Genomic DNA, 20,763 nt, shown 5'->3' on the forward strand with positions numbered 1-20,763 from the left:
GGTAGCGGGTCGTCATGTCACCGACGGGGTGTGTGGCGCTGCTGCAAGCACCGTCCTCGGCGCGGGCTGCCCGTCGAGCCAGCCTAGGGGAATGCCCAGCCGGTTCACCGTCTGGGGGGTGGCCGTCTCCCCCGCGCCGACCACGGCGAGCGCGTCGATCGACATGGTGGCCAGCACCCGCCGCACCCACGTCTCCGTGTCCTCAGGCTTGTGGCGGGCATCGACCACGAGCCACACCTGGTCGGCAGCGAGTGCCTTGGCGCTCTCGAGGTGCGGCAGGTCGGCCGACGAGGACCCGAGGCCGTATGCCGTGAGCACCGTCGCATCTGCCTCCACCGCGTGCGCCCGGGCCTCCGCCGCATCCCAGCGCGTGACGAGCCGTCGTCGCTCGAGCGTCGTGGTGGACGCGTCGTCGAGCCCGATGGCCCCACCCTGGTGGACGGCCACCGCCTCGCCTCGCTGCCGGGCGGCGGCGGCCATCGTGGCGACCACCCCGTGGGCGGAGTCCGCCAGGCCGAGCACCAGCACGAGGTCGCCGGCGGCCTGCAAGAGTGCGGGCACCGCGGCGGCCGCGTCCTCGGCCCGCCCGTGCCGCTGCTCCCCCAGCCGGGCGAGCAGCTCGCCCAGGCCGATGGACTCGGTCGACGGCGTCTCCGGGAGGGTCGGGCGGCTGGGGACACTGCCGGTCGTGGTCGTCCCGTCGGGGTCGAGCCCGTTCGCGAGGTCCTCCGCCTGGTCGGCACTGTCGAGCAGCGCGAGGATGCCGGCACGGTCACCCAGCACATGGACCGTCGGCGTGGGCGCGGGGGTCGCGTGCGCGTACGCGTCGGGGACCTCCACGGTCACCTCGAGGTGGCGTCGTCCGAGGAATCCGGCGACGCCCGCGTCGAGGACCCGCTCGGCGCGGACGATCCGCGCGCCAGGCCCGTAGAGCTGGGTCGCCTCCCGAGCGAGCTCGTCGAGCGAGCGCCCCTCAAGCAGGAACTGCCGAGCCAAGGCGCACCACCCCGACGGTCTCGATGGTGACGTCGGCCGAGGTCACCTCGGCGTACGACAGGACAGGCACCCCGCGCGGGGCCGGCGGGAGCAGCCGACGCATCGCCGGGCGCAGGACCGGGGCGCAGACGAGCACCGCCGACTTGCCGGACGACTCGGCGGCCGCGACGGCCGAGCTGAGCGAGGCCAGCACGGCGTCGAGCCGGGTGGGGTCGACGACGAGCTGGGTGCCGCCCTCGGCCGGCCGCAGGTCCTGCACGAGTCCCTGCTCCAGGCCCGGCTCGATGGTGATGACCGGCAGGTGCCCCTGGGTGGCGAACCGTGCCACGAGGGCGGGACCGAGCGCGGCGCGCGCCGCCTCGACGAGCGACTCGGGGTCCGTGGCGACCTTGGCGCGCAGCGTCAGTGCCTCGTAGATGCGGGTCAGGTCGTTGATCGGCACCTGCTCGGCGAGCAGGCCCTGGAGCACCCGGTGCAGCTCGGCCAGCGACAGGAGCGCGGGTGTCAGCTCGTCCACCGTCGCGGGGCTGACGGCGCGCACGCCCTCGGTGAGCACGCGTACGTCCTCTCGCGACAGCAGCCGCGAGGCGTGCGCCGTGACGATGGACGACAGGTGGGTGACGAGCACGCTGACCCGGTCGACGAGCGTCGCACCCGTCATCTCGGCGCTGTGCCGCAGCTCGGCAGGCACCCACTTGCCGGCAAGCCCGAAGACCGGCTCGATGACGGACGCGCCGGGAAGGGCGTCGAGTGCCTCCCCCAGCGCGAGCAGCTTGCCCGGCGGGGCGATGCCGCGGCCGGTCTCCACGCCGGCGACGCGGATCGCGTACGTCGACGGAGGGAGCTCGACGTTGTCGCGGGTGCGCACGGGCGGGATGACGATGCCGAGGTCCATGGCGACGGTGTGGCGCAGCGCCTTGACCCGGCCGAGCAGGTCGTCCGCGGAGCCGCCGACGAGGTCGACGAGGTCGGGGGCCAGCAGGATCTCGAGGGGCTGCACCCGCATCCGCTCGATGATCTCCTCGTTCGGGTCGCGCTCGGCGGACTCGCCCTCGGCCGCCTGCCCCTCCGACGAGCCGGCGGCGCCGGCCGGGCGCACCCTCCTCGAGGCGATGACGAGGACCGCGCCGACCCCGAGGAAGGGCAGCGGCGGCATCCCGGGCACCAGCGCCATGACGATCGCCGCGCCGCCGGCGACGAGCAGGGCCGTGCGCGACTGCGAGAGCTGGACCGAGGCGCTGCGCCCGAGGTCCGCCTCGGCGTTGGAGCGGGTGACGATCATGCCGGTCGAGACGGCCATGAGCAGGGCCGGGATCTGCGTCACCAGGCCGTCGCCGACCGTCAGCAGCGTGTAGGTGTTCAGGGCGTCGGTGATCGACAGGCCCCGCTGCACCATGCCGACCGCGATGCCGCCCACGACGTTGACGACGATGATGACGATGCCGGCGATGGCGTCGCCCTTGACGAACTTCGAGGCACCGTCCATCGCACCGTAGAAGTCGGCCTCGGCGGCCACCTGGGCCCGGCGCTCGCGGGCGACGACGTCGGTGATGAGCCCGGCGTTGAGGTCGGCGTCGATGGCCATCTGCTTGCCGGGCATGGCGTCGAGGGTGAAGCGCGCGCCGACCTCGGCGACGCGCTCGGCGCCCTTGGTGACGACGACGAACTGGATGACGACGAGGATGACGAAGACGACGGCGCCGATGATGAGCGAGCCGCCGACCGTGACCTTGCCGAAGGCCTCGATGACGTGGCCGGCGAAGCCGTCGCCGAGCACGAGGCGCGTCGAGGCGACGTTGAGGCCGAGGCGGAAGAGCGTCGCGACGAGCAGCAGCGACGGGAACACCGAGAAGTCCAGCGGCTTGGTGACGAACATGCTCGTCAGCAGGATGACGAGGGCCAGGGCGATGTTGCAGACGATGAGCACGTCGAGCAGGGCCGCCGGGATCGGCACGACGAGCAGGAGCACGATGCCGACGATGCCGAGCGGCACGGCGAGCCGGGCGAGGTCACGGTTCACGGGGTGGCTCCTCCAGGACTGGGAGTGGGTCCGGCGGCCGACGGCCGCCCGGCAGGGCGGGACGACCGCGCGGGCGCGCGGTGGGGGACGGTGTGGACGCCGGCGGCCGCTCCGCGGGCCTTGAGCGCCATGACGAAGGCGAGCACGCCGGCGACTGCCGTGTAGAGCTCGACCGGGATCTCCTGGCCGAGCTCGCAGCCGGCGTGCAGAGCGCGGGCGAGGGGGACGTCGCGCACCATCGGCACCCGGCGGTCCTCCGCCTCGGCGCGGATGCGCGCCGCGATGGTGCCGGCCCCCTTGGCGACCACCCGGGGCGCCGCCTTGCCGGGCTCGTACGCGAGGGCGACGGCGACGTGGGTGGGGTTGAGCAGCACCACGTCGGCGCCCGCGACGGCGGCGATCATGCGGTTGCGCGACATCGACAGCTGGCGCGAGCGCCGGTGCTGGCGCAGCAGCGGGTCGCCCTCGCTCGTCTTGTGCTCGTCCTTGACCTCGCGCTTGGTCATCCGCGTCTTGCTCCGGTTGCGGCGCATGACGACGAGGACGTCCGCGGCGGCGAGGACGAGGCCGGCCAGCACGGCGAAGCGGAGCAGCGAGGCCACGCCGTCGCCGGTGGCGGCGAGCAGGCCGGAGACCGGGAGGCCCCCGGCCGTCAGCAGCACCGGGACGAGGTCCTGCACGACCATCCACAGGACGAGCCCGACGACCGCAGTCTTGATGAGCGCCTTCACCCCGCTCCACAGCGCCTGCTTGCCGAACATCCGGCCGATGCCCTTGACGAGGTCGAAGTGCTGGAACGACGGCGAGAAGCGCTTGGGGTGGACCCCGCCCTGGAGCACGGCTCCGGCGACCACGCCGGCGAAGACGGCGGCGACGAGCGGCAGCAGGGTCCACCCGATCGAGGTGAGCCCGTCGCCGAGGGCCGCCACGGCACGCGCCGGGTCCGGGTGCTCGGCGACCGCGCGCAGGGCGTGCAGCTGGGTGGCGCTCGCGTCCGCGCCACGGCTGATCGTCGTGGGCAGCATCAGGGCGCCGAGCCCGACGGCCAGCCACGCCGTGACGTCCTGCGACCGCGAGAGCTGGCCCTTGGAGCGCACCTCGCGCATCCGCTTGTCGGTGGCCTGTTCGGTCCGTTCACCGGCATCCGACATCACGCCACCCCCAGCAGCAGTCGGGCGGCGTTCTGCGCCAAGGAGGACACGACGCGCGGGATGGCGAGGAACATGACGCCGGCCAGGCCCAGGGTGATGAGGATCTTGAGCGGGAAGCCGAGCTGGAACGCGTTGAGCGCCGGGGCGACCCGCGTCAGCAGCCCGAGGCCCACGTCGGCGAGGAAGAGGACCGCCATGAGCGGGCCGGCCACCTGGACGGCGGCCACGAACATGCCGGACACCGCCGTCGACATCACCTCGACGGGGCGCGAGAGGTCGAACCCGCCCCCGAGCGGGATCGCCGTCACGGTGCCGGTGAGGCCGCCGATGACGAGCTGGTAGCCGTCCGAGGCGAAGAGGAGCGCCAGCGCCGCCATCTGCGTCAGCCGGGTGAACTGCGCGCCGTTGACCATGCTCTGCGGGTCGTAGGCCTGGGCGAGCTGGAAGCCGCCGGCGAGGTCGACGAGCGACCCGGCGGACTGGATGGCGGCGAAGACGAGGTAGACGAGGAAGCCGAGGGCGAGGCCGGTGACGAGCTCGACGACGAGACCGGTGACGAACGCGGCGTCGGTGCGGCCGGCATACGACGCTCCGGCGCGGGTGGAGACGGCGAGACCGAGGCCGACCCCGAGCATCGCCTTGATGCGTGCGGGAAACGCGTTGTAGGAGAAGGGCGGTGCGACGAAGAGGAACGCCGTCATCCGGACGATGGCGAGCAGCGTCGCCTCGGCCCAGGCCTGGTCGATGGGGATGGTCACGGCCGGTTCAGGTCCCGAGGAGGCTGGGCAGGCGCGCGAACAGGTCGTGGGTGAACGACACCATCTCGGCGATCATCCACTGGCCCGAGACCGCGAGGGCGATCGCGACCGCGACCGCCTTGGGCACGAACGAGAGCGTCACCTCCTGCAGCTGGGTGATCGACTGCACGAGAGAGACGCCGAGCCCGACGACCAGCGAGGTGACGAGCACCGGCGCGGACAGCTTCGCGGCGGCGGCGAGGGCCTGGACGAGGATGTCGAGGACGGCCGCGGCGTTCACGTCGAGCCCCCGGCGTAGCTCTGCACCAGCGACGTGATGATCAGGCCCCACCCGTCCACGAGGATGAAGAGCAGCACCTTGAACGGGAGCGACACCATGACGGGCGGCAGCATCATCATGCCCATCGACATCAGCGCCGAGGAGACGACGAGGTCGATGACGAGGAACGGGATGAAGATGACGAAACCGATGATGAAGGCGGCCCGCAGCTCGGAGATCATGAACGCCGGGATGAGCGTCTGCAGCGGGGTCGCCGCCGGCGTGGCCGGGTTGGGGATGCCGGCCGCCCGCGTCATCAGGGCGATGTCCTCCTGCCGCGTGTGGGCGAGCATGAAGCCCGAGAGCGGCTTGGCGCCCGCGGCGAGGGCGGCGCTGAAGTCGAGGTGGCCGGTCAGATAGGGCTGCACCGCGGCGGTGTTCACGTGCGTCAGCACCGGCCACATGATGAAGAGCGACAGGAAGAGCGTCAGTCCCGCGAGCACCTGGTTCGGCGGGACCGACGCGAGGCCGAGTGCGTTGCGCGTCATCGCCAGCACCACGAAGATCTTGGTGAACGAGGTCATCATCAGCAGCAGCGCCGGCGCCACCGACAGCAGCGTGATCCCGATGAGGGTGACGACGGCGGAGGACGGCGCGTTGTCGGGGGTGTTGATCTTCAGCTCGATCCCGCCGTCGCCGGGCCCCGTCGGCGACGGGGTCGGCTTCGGCGCCATCGGCAGCGTCGCCGCGTGACCGGCGGAGGCGGCCCAGACGAGCAGCACCCCCGCGACGACGAGCGCCAGGGCGGCCAGAACGAGCAGGCGGCGAGCGACCGGGCGAGACGCGACCGGGCGACGCGCAGCGGGAACGAGCGAGGTCACGGGCGCCGACCGGAGCGCAGCGCCTCGGCCGCGAGCCGCCAGGTGCCCGGATCCAGGACCGAGCCTGTGCCTGCCGGGCGGCCCGCGCGACCAGCACGGGTGGCGCGCGTGTCCCGCGCCGCGTGCGCGGAGCGTGACAGGTCCTCGGCCGTGGGAAGGCCGTCGAGGACGTCGTGGCGCTGTCGCTCGAGCTCGCTCTCGAAGGAGGCGTGTCGCAGCGAGCGCCGCGTCGCCGGGGTGGTGAGCGCCCCGTCGCCCGCCACCGCGTCGTGGTGCGGATCCGGGATCGTCGGCGCGGGCGCGTCCGAGGTGTGCAGGACGGAGATGCCGTGCTCGGTCACTCCGAGCAGGAAGCGCTTGCCGTCGGTGTCGACGAGCACCACCGAGGCCTTGGGCCCGACGTTCTGGCGCGCGACGACGTTGAGCACCCGGGTGCGCAGGGCCGCGCCCGTGCCGCGCAGCTTGCGCTGCACGAGCCACATCAGGCCGAAGACGGCGGCCAGGGAGACGACGACGCGCAACCCGAGCAGGAGCGAGTCCATTCAGGGCCGGCCGTCGGCGGTGTCGAGGATCCGCGAGATCCGGACCGCGTAGTCCTGGTCGACGACGACGACCTCGCCGAGGGCGATCCGCCGGCCGTTGAGCAGCACGTCGACGGGTGCGCCGGCCGAGCGGTCGAGCTCGACGACGGCGCCCGGCTCGAGCGACAGGGCCTCGCGGATGCTCATCCGGGTGCGCCCGATCTCGACCGTCAGGGCCATCTCGACGTCCTGGATCCGGCGCAGCCGGCCGTCGAACGCCGAGCCGGCCCCCGGCAGCGGTCCCCGCACCCCGGTCGCGCCGGTCGGGGCACGCCGGACCGCGAGCCAGCCGAACGGCGCCGTGCCGTCGGAGATCTCGAAGAAGGCCGCATCCTGCGGGTCGGACAGCAGGCCGGTGCCGTCGCCGTCCGCGAGCTCGGAGACGACGCCGTCACCGAGCACTGCCGCAGCCCGCTCGAAGGCCGGCCGCAGCACGACCGTCGCGGACGCGTCCGGCCCGCCACCGGCCTCCGCGACGAATCGGGCATCTAGCACGACGAGGACGAGGTCGGCCGGCTGGGGCCCGACGAGCGAGGCGGACACGACGACGGCGTCCGCGGGTCCGACGACGGCCTCTGCCCCGACCTCGCCGAGCACGCGCAGGCCGGGGACGGGCAGGGACGCGACGAGGTGCTCGGCGGCGGTGGCCAGGGTTGCGGTGCTCACGGTCGGTACTCCTGGGTGGGGGCGGGGGCGTCGGGTTCGGCAGGGGCGTCGTCAACGCCCTGGGGGTGCGTCGCGGACGGCAGCACGGAGACGATCCGGGCCGCGGCCCGCGAGCCGGAGCGCACCACCATGGCGCGGGCGTGGTCCTGCCCGCCGACCGTGACGTGGAACGCCTCGCGGGCGTGGTGCGGCAGGGGGAGGGTGTCCCCGACGGCGAGGTCGAGCACCTGGGCCGGCGTCACGGCCAGGGACGCGAGGCGTACGGCCACCTCGACGGGCACCAGGGCCACCTGCTCGCGGGTCAGCTCCGGGGCGTTCTCGCTGCTGGCGACCGGGTTGACGGCGCCGAGCTGCGGCAGCAGCGTGTCTGCCGGGACCGCGAAGGTCACCGCCGAGGTCGTCTCACCGACCTGCACGCCGCACGTCACGACGACCATGAGGTCCGACGGTGCCGCCGCCTGGGTGAACTGCGAGTTGTACTGGATCGACTCGACGCGCGCCTCGGCGGGCAGCAGCGGCCCGAGGGAGTACGCGAGGACGTCCAGCGCCTCCTCGACGAGCGCCTTGACGAGGGCGTGCTCGATCGGGGTCAGCTTGCGCTCGAGCCCCGGCTTGTCGGAGGCGCCGCCCAGCATCCGCGCCACCCAGCCGAGGGCCACCGGCGTCGGGAACTGCACGACCATCTTGGCCGCGGTGTCACCGACGACGCAGCGGACCATGCAGGTGACCGTCGGCAGGGAGGCGACATACTCGTCGTAGGTCTGCACGATGACCGACTCGGTCGTGGCCGTCGACTTCGTGCGCACCTTGGCGGTCAGCTGGGTGCCCCACTGGCGGGCGAAGGAGTCGAAGGCGGCCTCGAGGACGCGGCTGTGCTCGCGCGCGAGCGTCGTCGGCCGGCGGAAGTCGTAGGGCTCCGCGGTCCGGCGTGCGGGCTCGCCCACGGCATGGATGGTCACGGGCGGCACTATCGGCAGGTGTCCGGCACCGGTAAGGGTGCTCTGACCTTCGGGTGCTGTCGCTGGGGCGCGCTGGGGCCGCTCGGTGCAACGGCCACCGCTGGCGTATGCCGCCGGGTGGCCCGGGCGCCGCCGTGCCGTCAGGACCGGGTGGGCGTGACGCGCGCCTTGAGCGCCTCAGGGATGAGGGCACGGACCTGCTCCGCCTGATCCGACAGGACGACGACGTCGACGCGACGGTTCTGGCGGTAGTCGGCGTCGGTCGTCCCCCGGCTGGCCGGACGGGAGGACCCGTAGCCGGTGGCACCGATGCGCGCCCCCGGCATGTGGCCGCGCTCGACCATGGCGCGCAGCACCTTCGTCGCGCGCTCGGCCGACAGCTCCCACACGGACGGGTAGTTCGTCTTCAGGTTGGCCGCGTGCCCCTCGACCGAGGCCTGCAGGCCGGTCGACACGATGACCGGGGTGATGGCCTCGAGGACCCGGTTGGCGCGCGGGGTCAGCGCCGAGCTGTCCGGGCTGAAGAAGGTCTGCGAGCCGACCAGCCGCACCGTCAGGCCGCGCTGGTCGATGTGGAACTGCACGTCCTTCTGCAGGCCCTGGGCGCTCAGCCGGTCGCTCATCCGCTTCTGGATGGCGGCGAAGCGGTCGACCTCCTTGATCGCGAGCGCGAGGTCGGCGAAGCCCTCCGAGTCCTTCTTGGCCAGGGCGGGAGGCACGACCGTGCCCTGGGCGGTGTCGATGCGCTGCGAGACCTTCGTGCCGAAGCCGGTGGCGAGCGAGTTGCGCAGTTTCTCGAACCGCTCCTGGTCCACCGTGGACATGGCGAAGAGGACGACGAAGAGGCAGAAGAGCACCGTGATCATGTCCATGTAGGACACGGCCCAGCGCTCGTCGACGTGGAACGGCTCCGGTGGCTTGCGCGTGGTCCGGCGGCGGCTCACGCCGCCTCCCCGACGCTCTCCCCGGACGTGGACCGGCCCTTCGACGACCCGCCCTTGCCGCCGCGCTCCGGGACCATCGCCCGGAGGCGCTCTGCGAGGAGCAGCGGCTGGGCGCCGCTCTGGACCGCCAGCACCCCCTCCATGACGAGGGTCATGCGCTCGATCTCCAGCTCCGACAGCCGCGCGATGCGCGAGGAGAGCGGCAGCCAGATGAAGTTGGCCGACAGCAGGCCCCACAGGGTCGCGACGAACGCGCTCGCGATCATCGGGCCGAGCGTGCTCGGGTCGGAGAGGTTCTCGAGGACGTGCGTCAGCGACACGACGGTCCCGACGATGCCCATGGTCGGCGCGTAGCCGCCGAGCGCGGCGAAGAACTTCGAGTCGGCGTGGTCGCTGCGGGCCCGGGTGCCGATCTGGTCCTCCATGAGGATGCGCAGCTCCTCGGGGTCGGTCCCGTCGGCGACGTTCTGCAGCGCCTGCGCGAGGAAGGTGTCCTTGGTCTCCGACGCCTCCGCCTCGAGCGCGAGCAGCCCGTCGGCGCGCGCCTTCTCGGCCAGGGCGATGATCTGCTCGATGCTCTGCTGCGGGGCGGGGGCCTTGCTGGTGAAGGCCTTCGGCACCGCCTTGAACGCGCGCAGCGTGTCCTTGAGCGTGTTGCCGGCGATGCCGACCGCGATGGTCGCACCGAACACGAGGATCATCGGCGGCGGCAGCAGCAGCGCCCCGATGCTCGCGCCCTCGAGGCTGACGATGGCGACGACGGAGCCGAACGCGAGGACGAGTCCGATGACGAGTGAGGGATCCATCAGGGCGCTCCTTGCCGCTCGGTCTGCTGCTCGGGCTGCCGGTCGGTCTGGCGCTCGGTCTGGCGTTCGGTGGGGCGCAGGGGCGTCGGCGATGCCGGCGTGTCGAGCTCCCCGGGGACGACGGTGAGCCGGCGAGCCTCGCCCTCCGCGTACGACTGCGCGGTGGCGAGCACGAGCGCCCGGAAGTCGGCGATGAGTGTGATGACCTCGGTCAGGCTCTCGCGCACGACGTAGGTGGTGCCGCCGACCATGACGAGCGTGGTGTCGGGGTTCTCCTGGACGCGCTCGATGAGGTCGGGGTTCACCGCGAAGCGCGACCCGTTCAGGCGCGTGACTGCGATCATGGGGCCGTTCCTGTCAGGGGGGCGGCGCTGCTCACTGCCTCCGACCCCGACTATCGGCAGGCCGGCTGCCCGCGTTAGGCAGCCGGCCCGCAGACGTCACCCCGCGACGCCGGGTCAGCGCTTGAGGTCGACGAGCTCCTGGAGCACCTGGTCGGAGGTCGTGATGATGCGCGCGTTCGCCTGGAAGCCGCGCTGCGCCACGATGAGGTTGGTGAACTCCTGGGAGAGGTCGACGTTGCTCATCTCGAGCGCGCCACCCATCAGGGCACCGAACCCGGCGTCGCCGGCCTGGCCCACCTGCGCGGTACCGGAGTTGGCGGTGCTCGTGTAGGACGACTCCCCCGCCTTCTCGAGGCCGGCGGGGTTGGTGAAACGGGCCAGCGCGACCCGGCCGACGGCCTGGCGGACGCCGTTGCTGAACGACCCGACGAGCGAGCCGTCGGCGCCGACGCTGAACGCCTCGAGCGTGCCGGCCTCGTAGCCGTTCTGGCCCGTGGCCGCGACGGTGCTGCTGCCGGCGTAGCCGGTGACGGTGCCGAGCGCGACGGTGATGCCGCCGACGGTGAGCGACCCGGGAGTGGCCTGGGTGCCGTTGGTGAAGGCGAGCGAGCCGGTGCCCGTGGCGCCCGACGCGTCGGTCCCAGCGACGTTCCAGCCCGTGGCGGAGCGGGTGAAGGACAGCGACAGCGTGCGAGCCACGCCGTTGCCGTCGTAGACCTGGATGTCGCGCTGCAGGGTGGTGCCGGCCGCGGCGTCCGACGGGAGGTTGCCGCCCACGTCGACGCCGGTGGTGGCGCGGGCGGGGATCATCGCCGTCGGGGACAGCACCAGGCCGGTGGTCGGGGCGCCGGTGTTGACCCGGCCCGTCGCGTCGGCCATCCAGCCCTGGAGGATGCCGCCGTCGGGGCCGACCAGGTGGCCGGCCGCGTCGAGGCCGAAGGCTCCGGCTCGGGTGAAGTACTGCTGGCCCCCGCGGTCGGTCATGAAGAAGCCGTCACCCGAGATCATCATGTCGGTGGCCTTGCCCGTGGTCTGGGCCGAGCCCTGCGTGAACGACGTCGTCACGGCTGCGACGCGCACGCCGAGGCCGATCTGCGCGGGGTTGGTGCCGCCGGTGGCGGCCTGCGGCCCGGCGGCGCCCTGGGTCAGCTGCGACAGGGTGTCCTGGAACTCGGTCGAGGAGCCCTTGAAGCCGGTGGTGTTGACGTTGGCGATGTTGTTGCCGGTCACGTCGAGCATGGTCTGGTGGGCGCGCAGGCCCGAGATGCCGGAGTAGAGCGAGCGGAGCATGGGACGGCCTTTCGAGGTGGGTGGTCGGGTGGCGGGGGCCGGCGTCAGCTGCCGGTGACCCCGGTGATCGAGTCGAGGGGTACGGAGGCGGAGCCGACGGTGACCGAGGGGCTGGTGCCGGTGAAGGAGACGCCGGTCGCCGTGCCCGTCGAGGAGGTGCCGGCGGCGTCGACCCAGGTGACCGTGCGGCCGATGAGGGCGGCTGCGGCGGCGCGCTGCTGGGCGTGCAGCCCCTGCGTGCTGTCGGAGGCCATCTGGCTCAGCTTCTCCATGACCGCCAGCTGCGTGGTCTGGCCGATCATGGCGTTGGTGTCCATCGGCGAGCTGGGGTCCTGGTTCTTCAGCTGCGTCACGAGCAGGTCCATGAAGACGGTCGAGTCCATCGCCTGCTTGGGCACCCGGGTCGGCGCGGTCGAGGTGATGCTCGTCGCGCCGACGGGTGCGATCGGGGTGGTGGTCATGGATCTCCTTGTGGCTCAGGCGAGGACGTCCAGGACGACCTGGGACGTGGATGGAAGCGGCTGGTGCGGGGAGGGTGTCGAGGCCTGCGGGTGGGCGCCGGCAGTCGACCGGGTCGGCGCCTCGGGAGCCCGTGAGCCCTCGCGCTGGCCCGCGAGCGCTCCGCCCTGGCCGCCCTGGCTGCCGGGGTCCGCGGTGGCGGGCTGGCCGGCGGGGGCATCCCGGTGCGAGAGGTCGAGGCTGGCCCCGAGTCCCGCGCCTGCGAGGTCGCGCCGCAGCTCCGGAAGGGCGGCGTGCACGGCGGCACGTCCGGCCTCGGTGGGGCTGAACAGCTCGATGCGCACCCCACCGGCGTCGATGCGGGCCTGGACCGTGACCGGTCCGAGGTGATCGGGAGCGACGTGCACGGTGAGCACGTGCTCGCCCGCCGCGCCGGTGGCGAGACGCAGCACCGGCGCGCCCAGCTGCTGCGGAAGGGGCGGGGAGGCCGGGGCGGGCGCCGATGCCGTATGCGGTGTGGTGACCTGGGTGACGACCGGCGACGCCATCGTGGGCACCGCCTGCGCTCCCGGCTCCTGCACCGCAGGTTGCGCGGGCGCGCCTGCCCGGGGTGACGCGATGCTCGTGGCTGCAAGACCGCCCGGCGCGGCGGCGCCGGCTCCCGGGGCCGGAGGTACGGCAGTCGCGACAGCCGCCCCCCGACCGTCCCCACCGGCAGCAGGTGCGGGGACGGCCGCGACTGCGGCCGGGGCGAGGAGGGGCGCCACGGGGGCCTGCGCGACCGACGGCGCCGCGGCCGCGGAGGGACCGGGGATCCGAGGTGCGGCCCCGGGCACGAGGCCCGACGCGCTCGCCCTTGGCAAGACGGGACCGGCCGGACCGGCGGCAGTCGGGGACGACGGCTCGGCAGCGGCGACCGTGGCGCCGAGGATGGTCGCGACGGCCGGCGCACCCGAGGCGACCGCGGCCGTCACACTCATGCAGGCCGCGGGCCCGGTCGCGGGGGCGGGCGTCGACGAGGCCGGCTGCGCCGGGACGGGGTGCACCGACGCGACGGCGGCCGCAAGCGCGACGGTCGCGGCAGGTGTCGGACACCCCTGTGCCGGACACCCCTGTGCCACAGACACGTTCGTGTCGAACCCCAAGCGGTCGGCGTGATCGTCGTCGGCGCCAGGTACCACGGTCGCCGGCGCACCGGGGCCCGTGGAGATCACATCCGTGAGCGCCGTGTCCGAGCCGGCGGCGCTCGCGACGACCAACCGTGCGACGCCCGGTGGCGTCGTGGAACCGCGCTCCGCGGACCCGGCGCCGGTCGGCTGCGCGCCGGTGGAGAGGAGAAGGGCGAGCGCCGACTCGAAGGCACCGCCGCCACCCGTAGGACCGGTCGCAGCCGGTCCCGACGGGGCGGGGGCGAGCAGAGCGGGCCCAGCGAGGCCCGGGACGGCAGGCGCGCTCACCGGACACCTGCCCCGTAGAGCTCGGACACGATCTGTCGCGCCGTCGACTCCCACTTCGCGTAGGCCGTGGGATAGGCCGAGCGCTGGACGGCCTGGTCGGCAGCCGCCACGGGCATCGACTCCCAACCGGGAAGCGCGGTGAGGCGGTCGAGGAACATCCGGGTCGAGGTGCGGGGGTCCATGGCGTCGGAGACGGTCCCCCACGAGAAGCGGGAGCCGTCCACCTGCTGCTGGAAGAGACCGACGGAGTGGCCGTCCGTGCCGCGCGCGGACGGGTCCGGCGCGAGGGCCTGGGAGCCGGGGACCTTGGGGTTCCAGTACATCCGCAGCGACGACTCCTGCAGAGCCGTGGAGATCGCGTCGACGGCCGCCTGCGCGGGAAGCCCCCGGGCACGGACCTCGTCGACGATGACCCGCGCGTAGTGCCGCTGCGTCGCGTCGAGGGCGGCCGTGGCAGGACCGGAGGCGGTCGCCGAGGGAACCGACAGGCGCGAGAGAGCACCCGAACCCGACGGGTTCGGCGGTGCCTGCGGCACGATGCGCCGGATCGTCGTGAGGTTGCCGCGGGCCTCCCACGCGTCGCGCACCTGGATGGTCTTGCCCGGCATCGGCGCGTCGATCGCCTTGCCGTCACCCAGGTAGATCGCGATGTGGTTGTGGCCGTGGCTCACCAGCAGGTCCCCGGGCCGGGCCTGGGCCAGCGACGGCACCTCGGTGCCCCGCTTCATCTGGTCGCCGACGACGCGGGGCAGGTCGATGCCGAGGTCGCCGTAGACGCGCTGGACGAAGCCGGAGCAGTCCATCCCCTTGGCCGGGTCGGTGCCGCCCCACACGTAGGGCACCCCGACGTAGCGCTTCGCGGCCGCCGCGACGGCCTCGCCGGTGACCCCACCGGCCGGTGGCTGCGCGCGGTCGACGCCACCGACTCCGGCGGACGCGCCCAGTCCGGACGCTGCCTCCGGCCCGAGGACCGAGGCCAGCGTGTCGGCGAAGGTGGTCGAGCCGGCCGCCCCGATGGCGCTGCCGCGCTGCGCGCCGGCGGGCGCGGTGCGTGGCGCCGCCACCGCCGGGTCGAACTGGGTCAGCGTCGACTGGATCTGCTGGATGCGGCCCAGCGACTCGGTGAAGGTCACTCGCCCGTCACCCGCCCCGCCGAGCGCATACGCGCCGTCGACCCGAGCTCGTCGAGGACGACCTGCTCCGCGGCCAGCTCGGCCGCCTGCACGCTGGCCCCGTGCCGGGCCTCGAGCTTCTCGAGCCCGAGCGTGCGGGCGCGGGCCGCCCCGAGGTCCCGCTCGGCCGCGTCGCGCTGGGCTGCCGCGGCATCGGACAGCGCGCGCAGCTCGGAGAGCATCGCGCTCGACGCCGCGCGAGCGGCGGCTGCGGTGTGCAGCACGGCCAGGCCGTCGACCTCCGCCGGCAGGCGGTCGAGCTCGCTGAGGGCACGTTCGGTGCGTGCGGTGAAGCCGGCGTGCCGGGTGACGGCGGCGCCGAACACGGCTGCTGCCTGGTCCTCCTCGAGCCGGCGCAGCCGGAGCAGCCCGGCGAGGGAGAAGGGAACGGTCATCGTGACACCCCGAGGTTCGTGGTCAGTCGGGTGAGGGCCGCCCAGGCGTCCTCGGCGGTCGAGCGCTCGTCGAGGCCCTGGGTGAGGAACACCTCGATCGGCGTCGCGTGGTCCAGGGCCGCGTCGACGAGCGGGTTGGCCCCGCGCGTGTAGGCGCCGACGTCGATGAGGTCCTGGGCGCTCCTGCGGGCCGCGAGCACCCGGCGCAGGTCGGTGGCTGCCGCGGTGCGCTCCCGCGGGTTGACCTTCGTGGCGACGCGCGAGATGGAGCCGAGCACGTCGATCGGCGGGTAGTGCCCCACGACGGCGAGCTTGCGGTCGAGGACGACGTGCCCGTCGAGGATCGAGCGGGCGGTGTCGGCCACCGGCTCGTTGTGGTCGTCGCCGTCCACGAGCACCGTGTAGATCCCGGTGACGGAGCCGGTGCGGGCGGTGCCGGCGCGCTCGAGCAGCCGCGCGAGGACCGCGAAGGCCGACGGCGGGTAGCCACGGGTCGCCGGTGCCTCCCCCGCCGACAGCCCGATCTCCCTCTGCGCCATGGCCACTCGCGTCAGCGAGTCCATCATCAGCAGAGCGTGCGCGCCCTCGGCGCGGAAGGACTCGGCGATGCTCGTGGCGGTGTCGGCGGCGCGGAGCCGCACCAGTGCCGGCTCGTCGGAGGTGGCCACGACGACGACGGAGCGGGCCAGCCCCTCCGGCCCGAGGTCGTCCTCGAGGAACTCCCTGACCTCGCGGCCGCGCTCGCCGACGAGCGCGATGACGCACACCTGCGCCTCGCTCCCGCGCGCGATCATCGACAGCAGCGACGACTTGCCGACGCCCGAGCCGGCGAAGAGCCCGATGCGCTGGCCGCGGCCGAGGGTGACGAGGGTGTCGAGCGCCCGTATGCCGGTGGGCAGGGGGGTGTGGATCCGCGCGCGTTCCATGGCGGCGGGGGCGCGTTCGGAGGAGGCCACCATGGGCGCGACGAGCGGTCCGCGCCCGTCGATGGGGCGCCCGAGCGCGTCGAGGACCCGGCCGAGCAGGGCAGGACCGGTGGGCACCCGGTGGCCGCCGCGCACTGCCCGCGCCGGCTGGCCGACGCGCATCCCCGCGAGCGGACCGAGCGGCATACAGGTCAGGACACCGCGGGCCGAGGCCACCACCTCGGCGCGGGTCGCACCGACGCCGTCGGCCGCGACCTCGAGGTGGTCGCCGACGGCGCACGGCAGCCCGGCCACCTCGAGGGCCAGCCCGCGGACGGCCGTCACCGTGCCGACGCGCTCGGGCGACGCGGCGGCGACGACCTCGGCGAGACCCCTCACGGCGACGTCCGCGTGAGGGCCGACCGGGCGCGCGCGAGGGCGGAGCCGATCCGCGCGTCGAGCTCGCCCTCGGGGTAGACCGCGACGGCGTCACCGCGCGCCAGGCCGTGGTCGGCCACCAGCTCGACCCGCGACGCGGTGACCGAGTCGGCAAGCAGGCCAAAGTCTTCCGGGTTCAGGCGCACCCGCAACACGGCGTCGGCGTCCGGTTCGGAGAGCCCCCGGGAGAGGGCCGCGCGGGCGGCGTGGGGCGCGTCCGACAGCTCGCACCCGAGGACGGCCTCGGCGATGGAGAGCGCTGCAGCGAGGATCTCGCGGTCGGCGCCGTCGAGCACCGGCGCCGTGCGCGCCTCCAAGGCCCGAGCGGCGGCCTCCAGGGCGGCGACGGCGCGGTCGCCCCGGGCCCGCTCGGCCGCGACGACGGCCGCGTGCTCGGCGGTGAGCTCGGCCCGGCACACGGCCAGCTCCTCGGCGGCGCGACGCAGCCCGGCGGCATACCCGGCGGCGTGGCCGCGCGTCCAGCCCTCGGACTCGCCTCCCGGGTCGACGGCCGGGAAGACGACCGGCTGCAGCGTGGGCGACCACGTGTCAGTAGACAAGGTCGTCCTCCTCGGCACGGCGCAGCGTGATGGTGCCGGCCTCCTCGAGGTCGCGGATCGACCGCACGATGTCGGCGCGCGCCTCCTCGACCTCCGAGGCGCGCACCGGCCCGAGCGCCGCGAGCTCGGACTCGAGGATCTCCCGGATGCGGTCCGAGATGTTGCCGACGATGGTGTCGTGCACCGGCTGCGGGGCGCCCTTCATGGCCCGCGCCAGCACCGCCGCGTCCAGCCCGCGCAGGACGAGCTGCACGTCCTTGCGCTCGAGCTTGACGATGTCGGCGAAGGTGAGCATCTTCGAGCGCACCTCCTCCGCCAGGACCGGGTCGCGCTGGGCCAGCGCCTCGAGGACGGCGCGCTCGGTGGCGGCGTCGGAGCGGTTGATGATGTCGACGAGGGGCTGGATGCCGCCGAGGGCCCGCTGTTGGCGCGGCCCTGCCGACACGGCCGCGCCGGTGCGGGCCCGAAGGTTGTCAGCGACGACCCGGACCGCCTCGGGCGTGGGGGTGCCCATCGTCGCGACGGCGTGGGCGACGTCCGCGGCGCGTGCCGTCCCGAGCCCGGCGATGACGTTGGACGCCTGCTCGGGCCTCAGGTGCGCCAGCACCAGCGCGATCGTCTCGGGCAGCTCGCCGTCGAGGAGGCTCAGCAGCTGCGAGGGGTCCACGCTGTCGAGGAAGTCGTAGGACTTGCCCGCCATGGTGGAGGCCAGGCGATCCATGACCCCGGCGGCGCGGTTGGGGCCGAACGACGACTCGAGCAGACCGGCCGCGAAGTCGCGTCCTCCGAGGGTCGCCCGGCGCCCGGACACGGCCAGCCCGTGGAACTCGGCGATGACCTCCTCCGACACCGCCGGGTCGACCCGGCTGAGGCGCACGATCTCGGCGGCGATGTCCTCGGCCTCGGCGTCGCTGAAGTGGCCCATGACCGCAGCGGCGCTCTCGGTGCTCATCTGCATGAGCACGATGGCGACCTTCTGGGTGCCGGTCAGGTGCTTGGAGGTGGCCAGCACCGGGCTCGGGGCGAGGGTCATACCGGCTGCCGCTCGTCCATGAGGGCCCGCAGCAGCTCGGCCGTCTTGAGCGGCTCGGACGCCCCCAGCTGGTTGACCTGGGCGCGGCGGCGCTCGGCGTCGAGCACCTCCTCGCTCGGCCCCGGCAGCTCGGGCACGACCGGAGGCTCGGGCGTCACCTTCAGGACCGGCAGCACCATGGTCGGGTCGGCCACGTCCGGCTGGCCGGACTCGATGGCCCGCAGGTCGTCGTCGAGCAGCTCACCGTCGAGGTCGACGGGCTCACGCTCGGCCCGGCGCCGGGCGCGCAGCCAGAGGATCAGGCCGAGGACGGCGAGGAGGACCAGCACGCCGGCCCAGACGAGGGTGGTGACCAGCTGCTGGCTGGCGCGCGCCGCGTCCTGTGCCTGCTGCGCCGCGAGCGCGGCCTTGGCCTGGTCGGCCGCCGCGGTGCTGAAGGGCATCACCTGCATGGAGAGCACGTCGCCGCGCTTGGCGTCGATGCCGGCCGCCGCCGACACGAGGTTTGTGAGGTTCTGGACATTGAGGTTGCGGGCGGCCGCTGCGCTGACCGCGACGGACACCGACTGGCGCTTGAGGTTGCCGGCGGGGATCGTGCGCTCCTCGGTGACCTTGTTGACGGCGTTGTCCCGGGTGTCCTTGGTGGAGTCGTAGGTGCCGTTGCCGCCGGCGCCGCCGGGCACCGCGATGTTGTCGGGGCCGAGCACTCCGGACATGTTGGAGCCGCCGGTCCCGCGGTACTTCTCCGTCGTGGTCGACTGGCTGAGCGGGGGTGCGTTCTTCACGCCGGCGAAGGTCTCGGAGGTCTGCTGGGCCGAGTTCGTGTCGAGCTCCGGGGTGACGGCGACGGTGGCGTTGCCGGGGCCGAGCACCTTGTCGAGCACCGCCTGGACGGAGGCCTGGGTGCGCTGCTGGTACTCGCTGGCCTGCTTGGCCCCGGAGCCCCCCGTGCCGAGGCCGACCGCCGACAGCACGGCGCCCGTCGCGTCGACGACCGAGACGTTCGAGGCCTTGAGGTCGGGCACGGCGGCCGAGGTGAGGTGCACGATGGCGTCCACCTGGTCGGGCGACAGGGTCTGGCCCGGCAGGGTCTGCACGAACACCGAGGCGGTCGGGTCGACCTTCTCGGACGTGAACACGGTCTTCTCCGGGATGGCGAGCTGCACGGTCGCGGTCTGCACGCCCTGCAGGTGCGAGATTGTCGTCCCGAGCTCACCCTCGATCGCCCGCTTGTACGTGACGTTCTGCTGGAACTCCGAGGAGGTGACCCCCATCTTGTCGAGCAGCGAGTAACCGGAGGCCGGTGCGGCCGGCAGTCCAGCAGCGGCCGCCTTGAGCCGCTCGTCGTAGACGCTCTCCTGCGGCACCAGCACCGTGGAGCCACCGTCGCTCAGCTGGTAGGACACGCCGTCCTTGCCGAGCTGCTGCACGACGGCGCTGGCGTCGGCCCCGGACAGCCCGCTGAACAGCGGGGTGTAGCTCGGCCGGCTCAGCCAGCTGGTGAGCGCGACCACGCCGAGCACGAGCACGGCCACGCCGATCGCGGCGACGGTGCGCTGGCCGGCGGTGAAACCCTTGACGGTCGCGCCGAGACGCGAGGCCGCGGACGTCACGAACGGGGGCATCAGGCCTGCATCCTCATGATCTCGTTGAAGGCGTCGACACCCTTGTTGCGGATCGCCGCCGCGACCTCGAGGGTCACCTGGGCGCGCGTGGCGGCCAGCGTCGCCGTGTGCACGTCATCGAGGCTGCCGGTGACCGCCTGGACCGCCAGCTGGTTCGACGTCGACTGGAGCTGCTGCAGGTCGTCGACCGCACCGGCGAGCGACGAGGCGAAGCCACTGCCGGTGGCCCCCGCAGCGGGCGCGGGGGCCACGGTGGAGAGGACCGGCCCGACGGGGCCGATGGGGTTGATCGGGGTGATGCTCATGACGGCCTTCCGATCTGGAGCGCCGCCTCGTACATCGAGCGGGCGCGGTCGACGACCTGCGCGTTGGCCTGGTAGCCGCGCTGGGCCATGATGAGCGAGCCCATCTGCTCCCCCATGTCGATGTCGGGGTAGCGCACGTAGCCCTCCGCGTCGGCGATGGGGTTGTCCGGCTCGTAGACGAGGCGCCCGGTGGCGTCGCCCTCGCGGATCCCCTTCACGTAGACACCGGAGGTGCCCGCGCCGGCCTGCGCCTCGACGAACCTGGCCTGGAACGCCGGGCCGCTCGTGGGCGCGGCCGTGTTGATGTTGGCGAGGTTGTCCGCCACGGCGTCGAGCCATTTGCGGTGCACGGTGAGGGAGGTGCCGGCGATGCCGATCGCGTCGAAGGTCATCAGCTCGTCCTCAGCGCGGCGCGCACCCCGGCGAACTGGGCGCTGATCGCCTGGCTCGCGAACTGGAAGCGCAGCACCGTGTCGATGTTCGACAGGGTCTCGGTGTCGAGGTTGACGTTGTTGCCGTTCGTCCGCGTCGGCTCGGCGGAGAGCGACGTCGTCGAGGCCGCGCGGCCGTCGCCGGACTCCACCGACGCGGCGAGCGCCTGCTCGAACTGGACGCGCTGCGCGTGGTAGTTGGGCGTGTTGACGTTGGCGATGTTGTCCGCGATGGCGCGCTGACGTTGGGTGAGGCCGTCGAGGGCACTCGTGAGCGCGGCGGACGTCACGGATTCGAGCACGGTTCTCCTGCAGGTCGTGCGAGGGA

24 protein-coding genes are annotated in these 20,763 nt (G+C 73.5%); all 24 read right to left on the reverse strand.

The features are described 5' to 3' along the window. Window positions 1–12: 12 nt before the first annotated feature. Window positions 13–996, reverse strand: a complete 984-nt coding sequence (locus AB0316_RS19235; RefSeq protein WP_366274747.1) for a hypothetical protein — start codon at window positions 994–996, stop codon at window positions 13–15. After that, on the reverse strand, window positions 974–3,016 hold the full coding sequence (locus AB0316_RS19240) for a flagellar biosynthesis protein FlhA (RefSeq protein ID WP_366274749.1): 2,043 nt from the start codon (window positions 3,014–3,016) through the stop codon (window positions 974–976). The genes AB0316_RS19235 and AB0316_RS19240 overlap by 23 nt, the downstream gene beginning before the upstream one ends. Next, window positions 3,013–4,167, reverse strand: a complete 1,155-nt coding sequence (locus AB0316_RS19245) for an EscU/YscU/HrcU family type III secretion system export apparatus switch protein (RefSeq protein ID WP_366274750.1) — start codon at window positions 4,165–4,167, stop codon at window positions 3,013–3,015. The genes AB0316_RS19240 and AB0316_RS19245 overlap by 4 nt, the downstream gene beginning before the upstream one ends. Next, the gene (locus AB0316_RS19250; RefSeq protein ID WP_366274751.1) at window positions 4,167–4,925 is read right to left on the reverse strand and encodes a flagellar biosynthetic protein FliR; all 759 of its coding nucleotides are present in this window, start codon (window positions 4,923–4,925) and stop codon (window positions 4,167–4,169) included. The genes AB0316_RS19245 and AB0316_RS19250 overlap by 1 nt, the downstream gene beginning before the upstream one ends. A gap of 7 nt (window positions 4,926–4,932) precedes the next feature. Beyond that, a complete protein-coding gene (gene fliQ / locus AB0316_RS19255; RefSeq protein WP_366274752.1) occupies window positions 4,933–5,205 on the reverse strand; it encodes a flagellar biosynthesis protein FliQ in 273 nt (90 codons plus the stop codon). Next, window positions 5,202–6,065, reverse strand: coding sequence for a flagellar type III secretion system pore protein FliP (gene fliP / locus AB0316_RS19260; protein ID WP_366274754.1), 864 nt, complete (start codon window positions 6,063–6,065; stop codon window positions 5,202–5,204). Before fliP ends, fliQ begins: the two co-directional genes overlap by 4 nt. After that, window positions 6,062–6,607 carry a flagellar biosynthetic protein FliO gene (gene fliO, locus AB0316_RS19265; protein WP_366274755.1) on the reverse strand — a complete coding sequence of 182 codons (546 nt, stop codon included), beginning with the start codon at window positions 6,605–6,607 and terminating at the stop codon, window positions 6,062–6,064. The genes fliP and fliO overlap by 4 nt, the downstream gene beginning before the upstream one ends. Next, window positions 6,608–7,312: a flagellar motor switch protein FliN gene (gene fliN, locus AB0316_RS19270; RefSeq protein WP_366274756.1), complete on the reverse strand. Its 705-nt coding sequence runs from the start codon at window positions 7,310–7,312 to the stop codon at window positions 6,608–6,610. Then, window positions 7,309–8,271, reverse strand: a complete 963-nt coding sequence (locus AB0316_RS19275; protein WP_366274757.1) for a flagellar motor switch protein FliM — start codon at window positions 8,269–8,271, stop codon at window positions 7,309–7,311. The genes fliN and AB0316_RS19275 overlap by 4 nt, the downstream gene beginning before the upstream one ends. Before the next feature lie 140 nt (window positions 8,272–8,411). After that, entirely contained in the window at window positions 8,412–9,215 is an 804-nt protein-coding gene (locus tag AB0316_RS19280; RefSeq protein ID WP_366274758.1) for a flagellar motor protein MotB, read from the reverse strand. Continuing rightward, entirely contained in the window at window positions 9,212–10,021 is an 810-nt protein-coding gene (locus AB0316_RS19285) for a MotA/TolQ/ExbB proton channel family protein (RefSeq protein WP_366274760.1), read from the reverse strand. Before AB0316_RS19285 ends, AB0316_RS19280 begins: the two co-directional genes overlap by 4 nt. Further along, the gene (locus AB0316_RS19290; RefSeq protein ID WP_366274761.1) at window positions 10,021–10,365 is read right to left on the reverse strand and encodes a flagellar FlbD family protein; all 345 of its coding nucleotides are present in this window, start codon (window positions 10,363–10,365) and stop codon (window positions 10,021–10,023) included. The genes AB0316_RS19285 and AB0316_RS19290 overlap by 1 nt, the downstream gene beginning before the upstream one ends. 114 nt (window positions 10,366–10,479) lie before the next feature. Beyond that, window positions 10,480–11,655 carry a flagellar hook protein FlgE gene (locus AB0316_RS19295; RefSeq protein WP_366274762.1) on the reverse strand — a complete coding sequence of 392 codons (1,176 nt, stop codon included), beginning with the start codon at window positions 11,653–11,655 and terminating at the stop codon, window positions 10,480–10,482. A 44-nt stretch (window positions 11,656–11,699) separates the two neighbouring features. Continuing rightward, window positions 11,700–12,116, reverse strand: coding sequence for a flagellar hook capping FlgD N-terminal domain-containing protein (locus tag AB0316_RS19300; protein WP_366274763.1), 417 nt, complete (start codon window positions 12,114–12,116; stop codon window positions 11,700–11,702). Between the two features lie 15 nt (window positions 12,117–12,131). Then, a complete protein-coding gene (locus AB0316_RS19305) occupies window positions 12,132–12,662 on the reverse strand; it encodes a flagellar hook-length control protein FliK (protein ID WP_366274764.1) in 531 nt (176 codons plus the stop codon). A 905-nt stretch (window positions 12,663–13,567) separates the two neighbouring features. Further along, on the reverse strand, window positions 13,568–14,704 hold the full coding sequence (locus tag AB0316_RS19310) for an NlpC/P60 family protein (RefSeq protein WP_366274765.1): 1,137 nt from the start codon (window positions 14,702–14,704) through the stop codon (window positions 13,568–13,570). Continuing rightward, the gene (locus AB0316_RS19315) at window positions 14,701–15,138 is read right to left on the reverse strand and encodes a flagellar export protein FliJ (RefSeq protein ID WP_366274766.1); all 438 of its coding nucleotides are present in this window, start codon (window positions 15,136–15,138) and stop codon (window positions 14,701–14,703) included. Before AB0316_RS19315 ends, AB0316_RS19310 begins: the two co-directional genes overlap by 4 nt. Further along, window positions 15,135–16,442, reverse strand: coding sequence for a FliI/YscN family ATPase (locus AB0316_RS19320; RefSeq protein WP_366274767.1), 1,308 nt, complete (start codon window positions 16,440–16,442; stop codon window positions 15,135–15,137). The genes AB0316_RS19315 and AB0316_RS19320 overlap by 4 nt, the downstream gene beginning before the upstream one ends. After that, on the reverse strand, window positions 16,439–17,041 hold the full coding sequence (locus AB0316_RS19325) for a FliH/SctL family protein (protein ID WP_366274768.1): 603 nt from the start codon (window positions 17,039–17,041) through the stop codon (window positions 16,439–16,441). The genes AB0316_RS19320 and AB0316_RS19325 overlap by 4 nt, the downstream gene beginning before the upstream one ends. Next, window positions 17,031–18,074, reverse strand: a complete 1,044-nt coding sequence (fliG, locus tag AB0316_RS19330) for a flagellar motor switch protein FliG (protein WP_366274769.1) — start codon at window positions 18,072–18,074, stop codon at window positions 17,031–17,033. The genes AB0316_RS19325 and fliG overlap by 11 nt, the downstream gene beginning before the upstream one ends. Then, window positions 18,071–19,699, reverse strand: coding sequence for a flagellar basal-body MS-ring/collar protein FliF (fliF, locus tag AB0316_RS19335; RefSeq protein ID WP_366274770.1), 1,629 nt, complete (start codon window positions 19,697–19,699; stop codon window positions 18,071–18,073). The genes fliG and fliF overlap by 4 nt, the downstream gene beginning before the upstream one ends. Continuing rightward, complete coding sequence (gene fliE / locus AB0316_RS19340) at window positions 19,699–20,004, reverse strand: flagellar hook-basal body complex protein FliE (RefSeq protein WP_366274771.1); 306 nt, start codon at window positions 20,002–20,004, stop codon at window positions 19,699–19,701. Before fliE ends, fliF begins: the two co-directional genes overlap by 1 nt. Then, complete coding sequence (locus AB0316_RS19345; protein WP_366274772.1) at window positions 20,001–20,396, reverse strand: flagellar basal body rod C-terminal domain-containing protein; 396 nt, start codon at window positions 20,394–20,396, stop codon at window positions 20,001–20,003. Before AB0316_RS19345 ends, fliE begins: the two co-directional genes overlap by 4 nt. Continuing rightward, the gene (gene flgB / locus AB0316_RS19350) at window positions 20,396–20,737 is read right to left on the reverse strand and encodes a flagellar basal body rod protein FlgB (RefSeq protein WP_366274774.1); all 342 of its coding nucleotides are present in this window, start codon (window positions 20,735–20,737) and stop codon (window positions 20,396–20,398) included. The genes AB0316_RS19345 and flgB overlap by 1 nt, the downstream gene beginning before the upstream one ends. Between the last annotated feature and the right edge of the window lie 26 nt (window positions 20,738–20,763).

Source organism: Terrabacter sp. NPDC080008 (genome assembly GCF_040702505.1).
Taxonomy (GTDB): Bacteria; Actinomycetota; Actinomycetes; order Actinomycetales; family Dermatophilaceae; genus Terrabacter.

Excerpts from the sequence above, each read along its gene's own strand:
- AB0316_RS19245 (WP_366274750.1), bottom strand. The coding sequence starts at position 4,167 with ATGTCGGATGCCGGTGAACGGACCGAACAGGCCACCGACAAGCGGATG.
- fliO (WP_366274755.1), bottom strand. The coding sequence starts at position 6,607 with ATGGACTCGCTCCTGCTCGGGTTGCGCGTCGTCGTCTCCCTGGCCGCC.
- AB0316_RS19285 (WP_366274760.1), bottom strand. The coding sequence starts at position 10,021 with ATGGATCCCTCACTCGTCATCGGACTCGTCCTCGCGTTCGGCTCCGTC.
- AB0316_RS19290 (WP_366274761.1), bottom strand. The coding sequence starts at position 10,365 with ATGATCGCAGTCACGCGCCTGAACGGGTCGCGCTTCGCGGTGAACCCC.
- AB0316_RS19295 (WP_366274762.1), bottom strand. The coding sequence starts at position 11,655 with ATGCTCCGCTCGCTCTACTCCGGCATCTCGGGCCTGCGCGCCCACCAG.
- AB0316_RS19300 (WP_366274763.1), bottom strand. The coding sequence starts at position 12,116 with ATGACCACCACCCCGATCGCACCCGTCGGCGCGACGAGCATCACCTCG.
- AB0316_RS19305 (WP_366274764.1), bottom strand. The coding sequence starts at position 12,662 with ATGGCGTCGCCGGTCGTCACCCAGGTCACCACACCGCATACGGCATCG.
- AB0316_RS19315 (WP_366274766.1), bottom strand. The coding sequence starts at position 15,138 with ATGACCGTTCCCTTCTCCCTCGCCGGGCTGCTCCGGCTGCGCCGGCTC.
- fliG (WP_366274769.1), bottom strand. The coding sequence starts at position 18,074 with ATGACCCTCGCCCCGAGCCCGGTGCTGGCCACCTCCAAGCACCTGACC.
- fliF (WP_366274770.1), bottom strand. The coding sequence starts at position 19,699 with ATGCCCCCGTTCGTGACGTCCGCGGCCTCGCGTCTCGGCGCGACCGTC.
- fliE (WP_366274771.1), bottom strand. The coding sequence starts at position 20,004 with ATGAGCATCACCCCGATCAACCCCATCGGCCCCGTCGGGCCGGTCCTC.
- AB0316_RS19345 (WP_366274772.1), bottom strand. The coding sequence starts at position 20,396 with ATGACCTTCGACGCGATCGGCATCGCCGGCACCTCCCTCACCGTGCAC.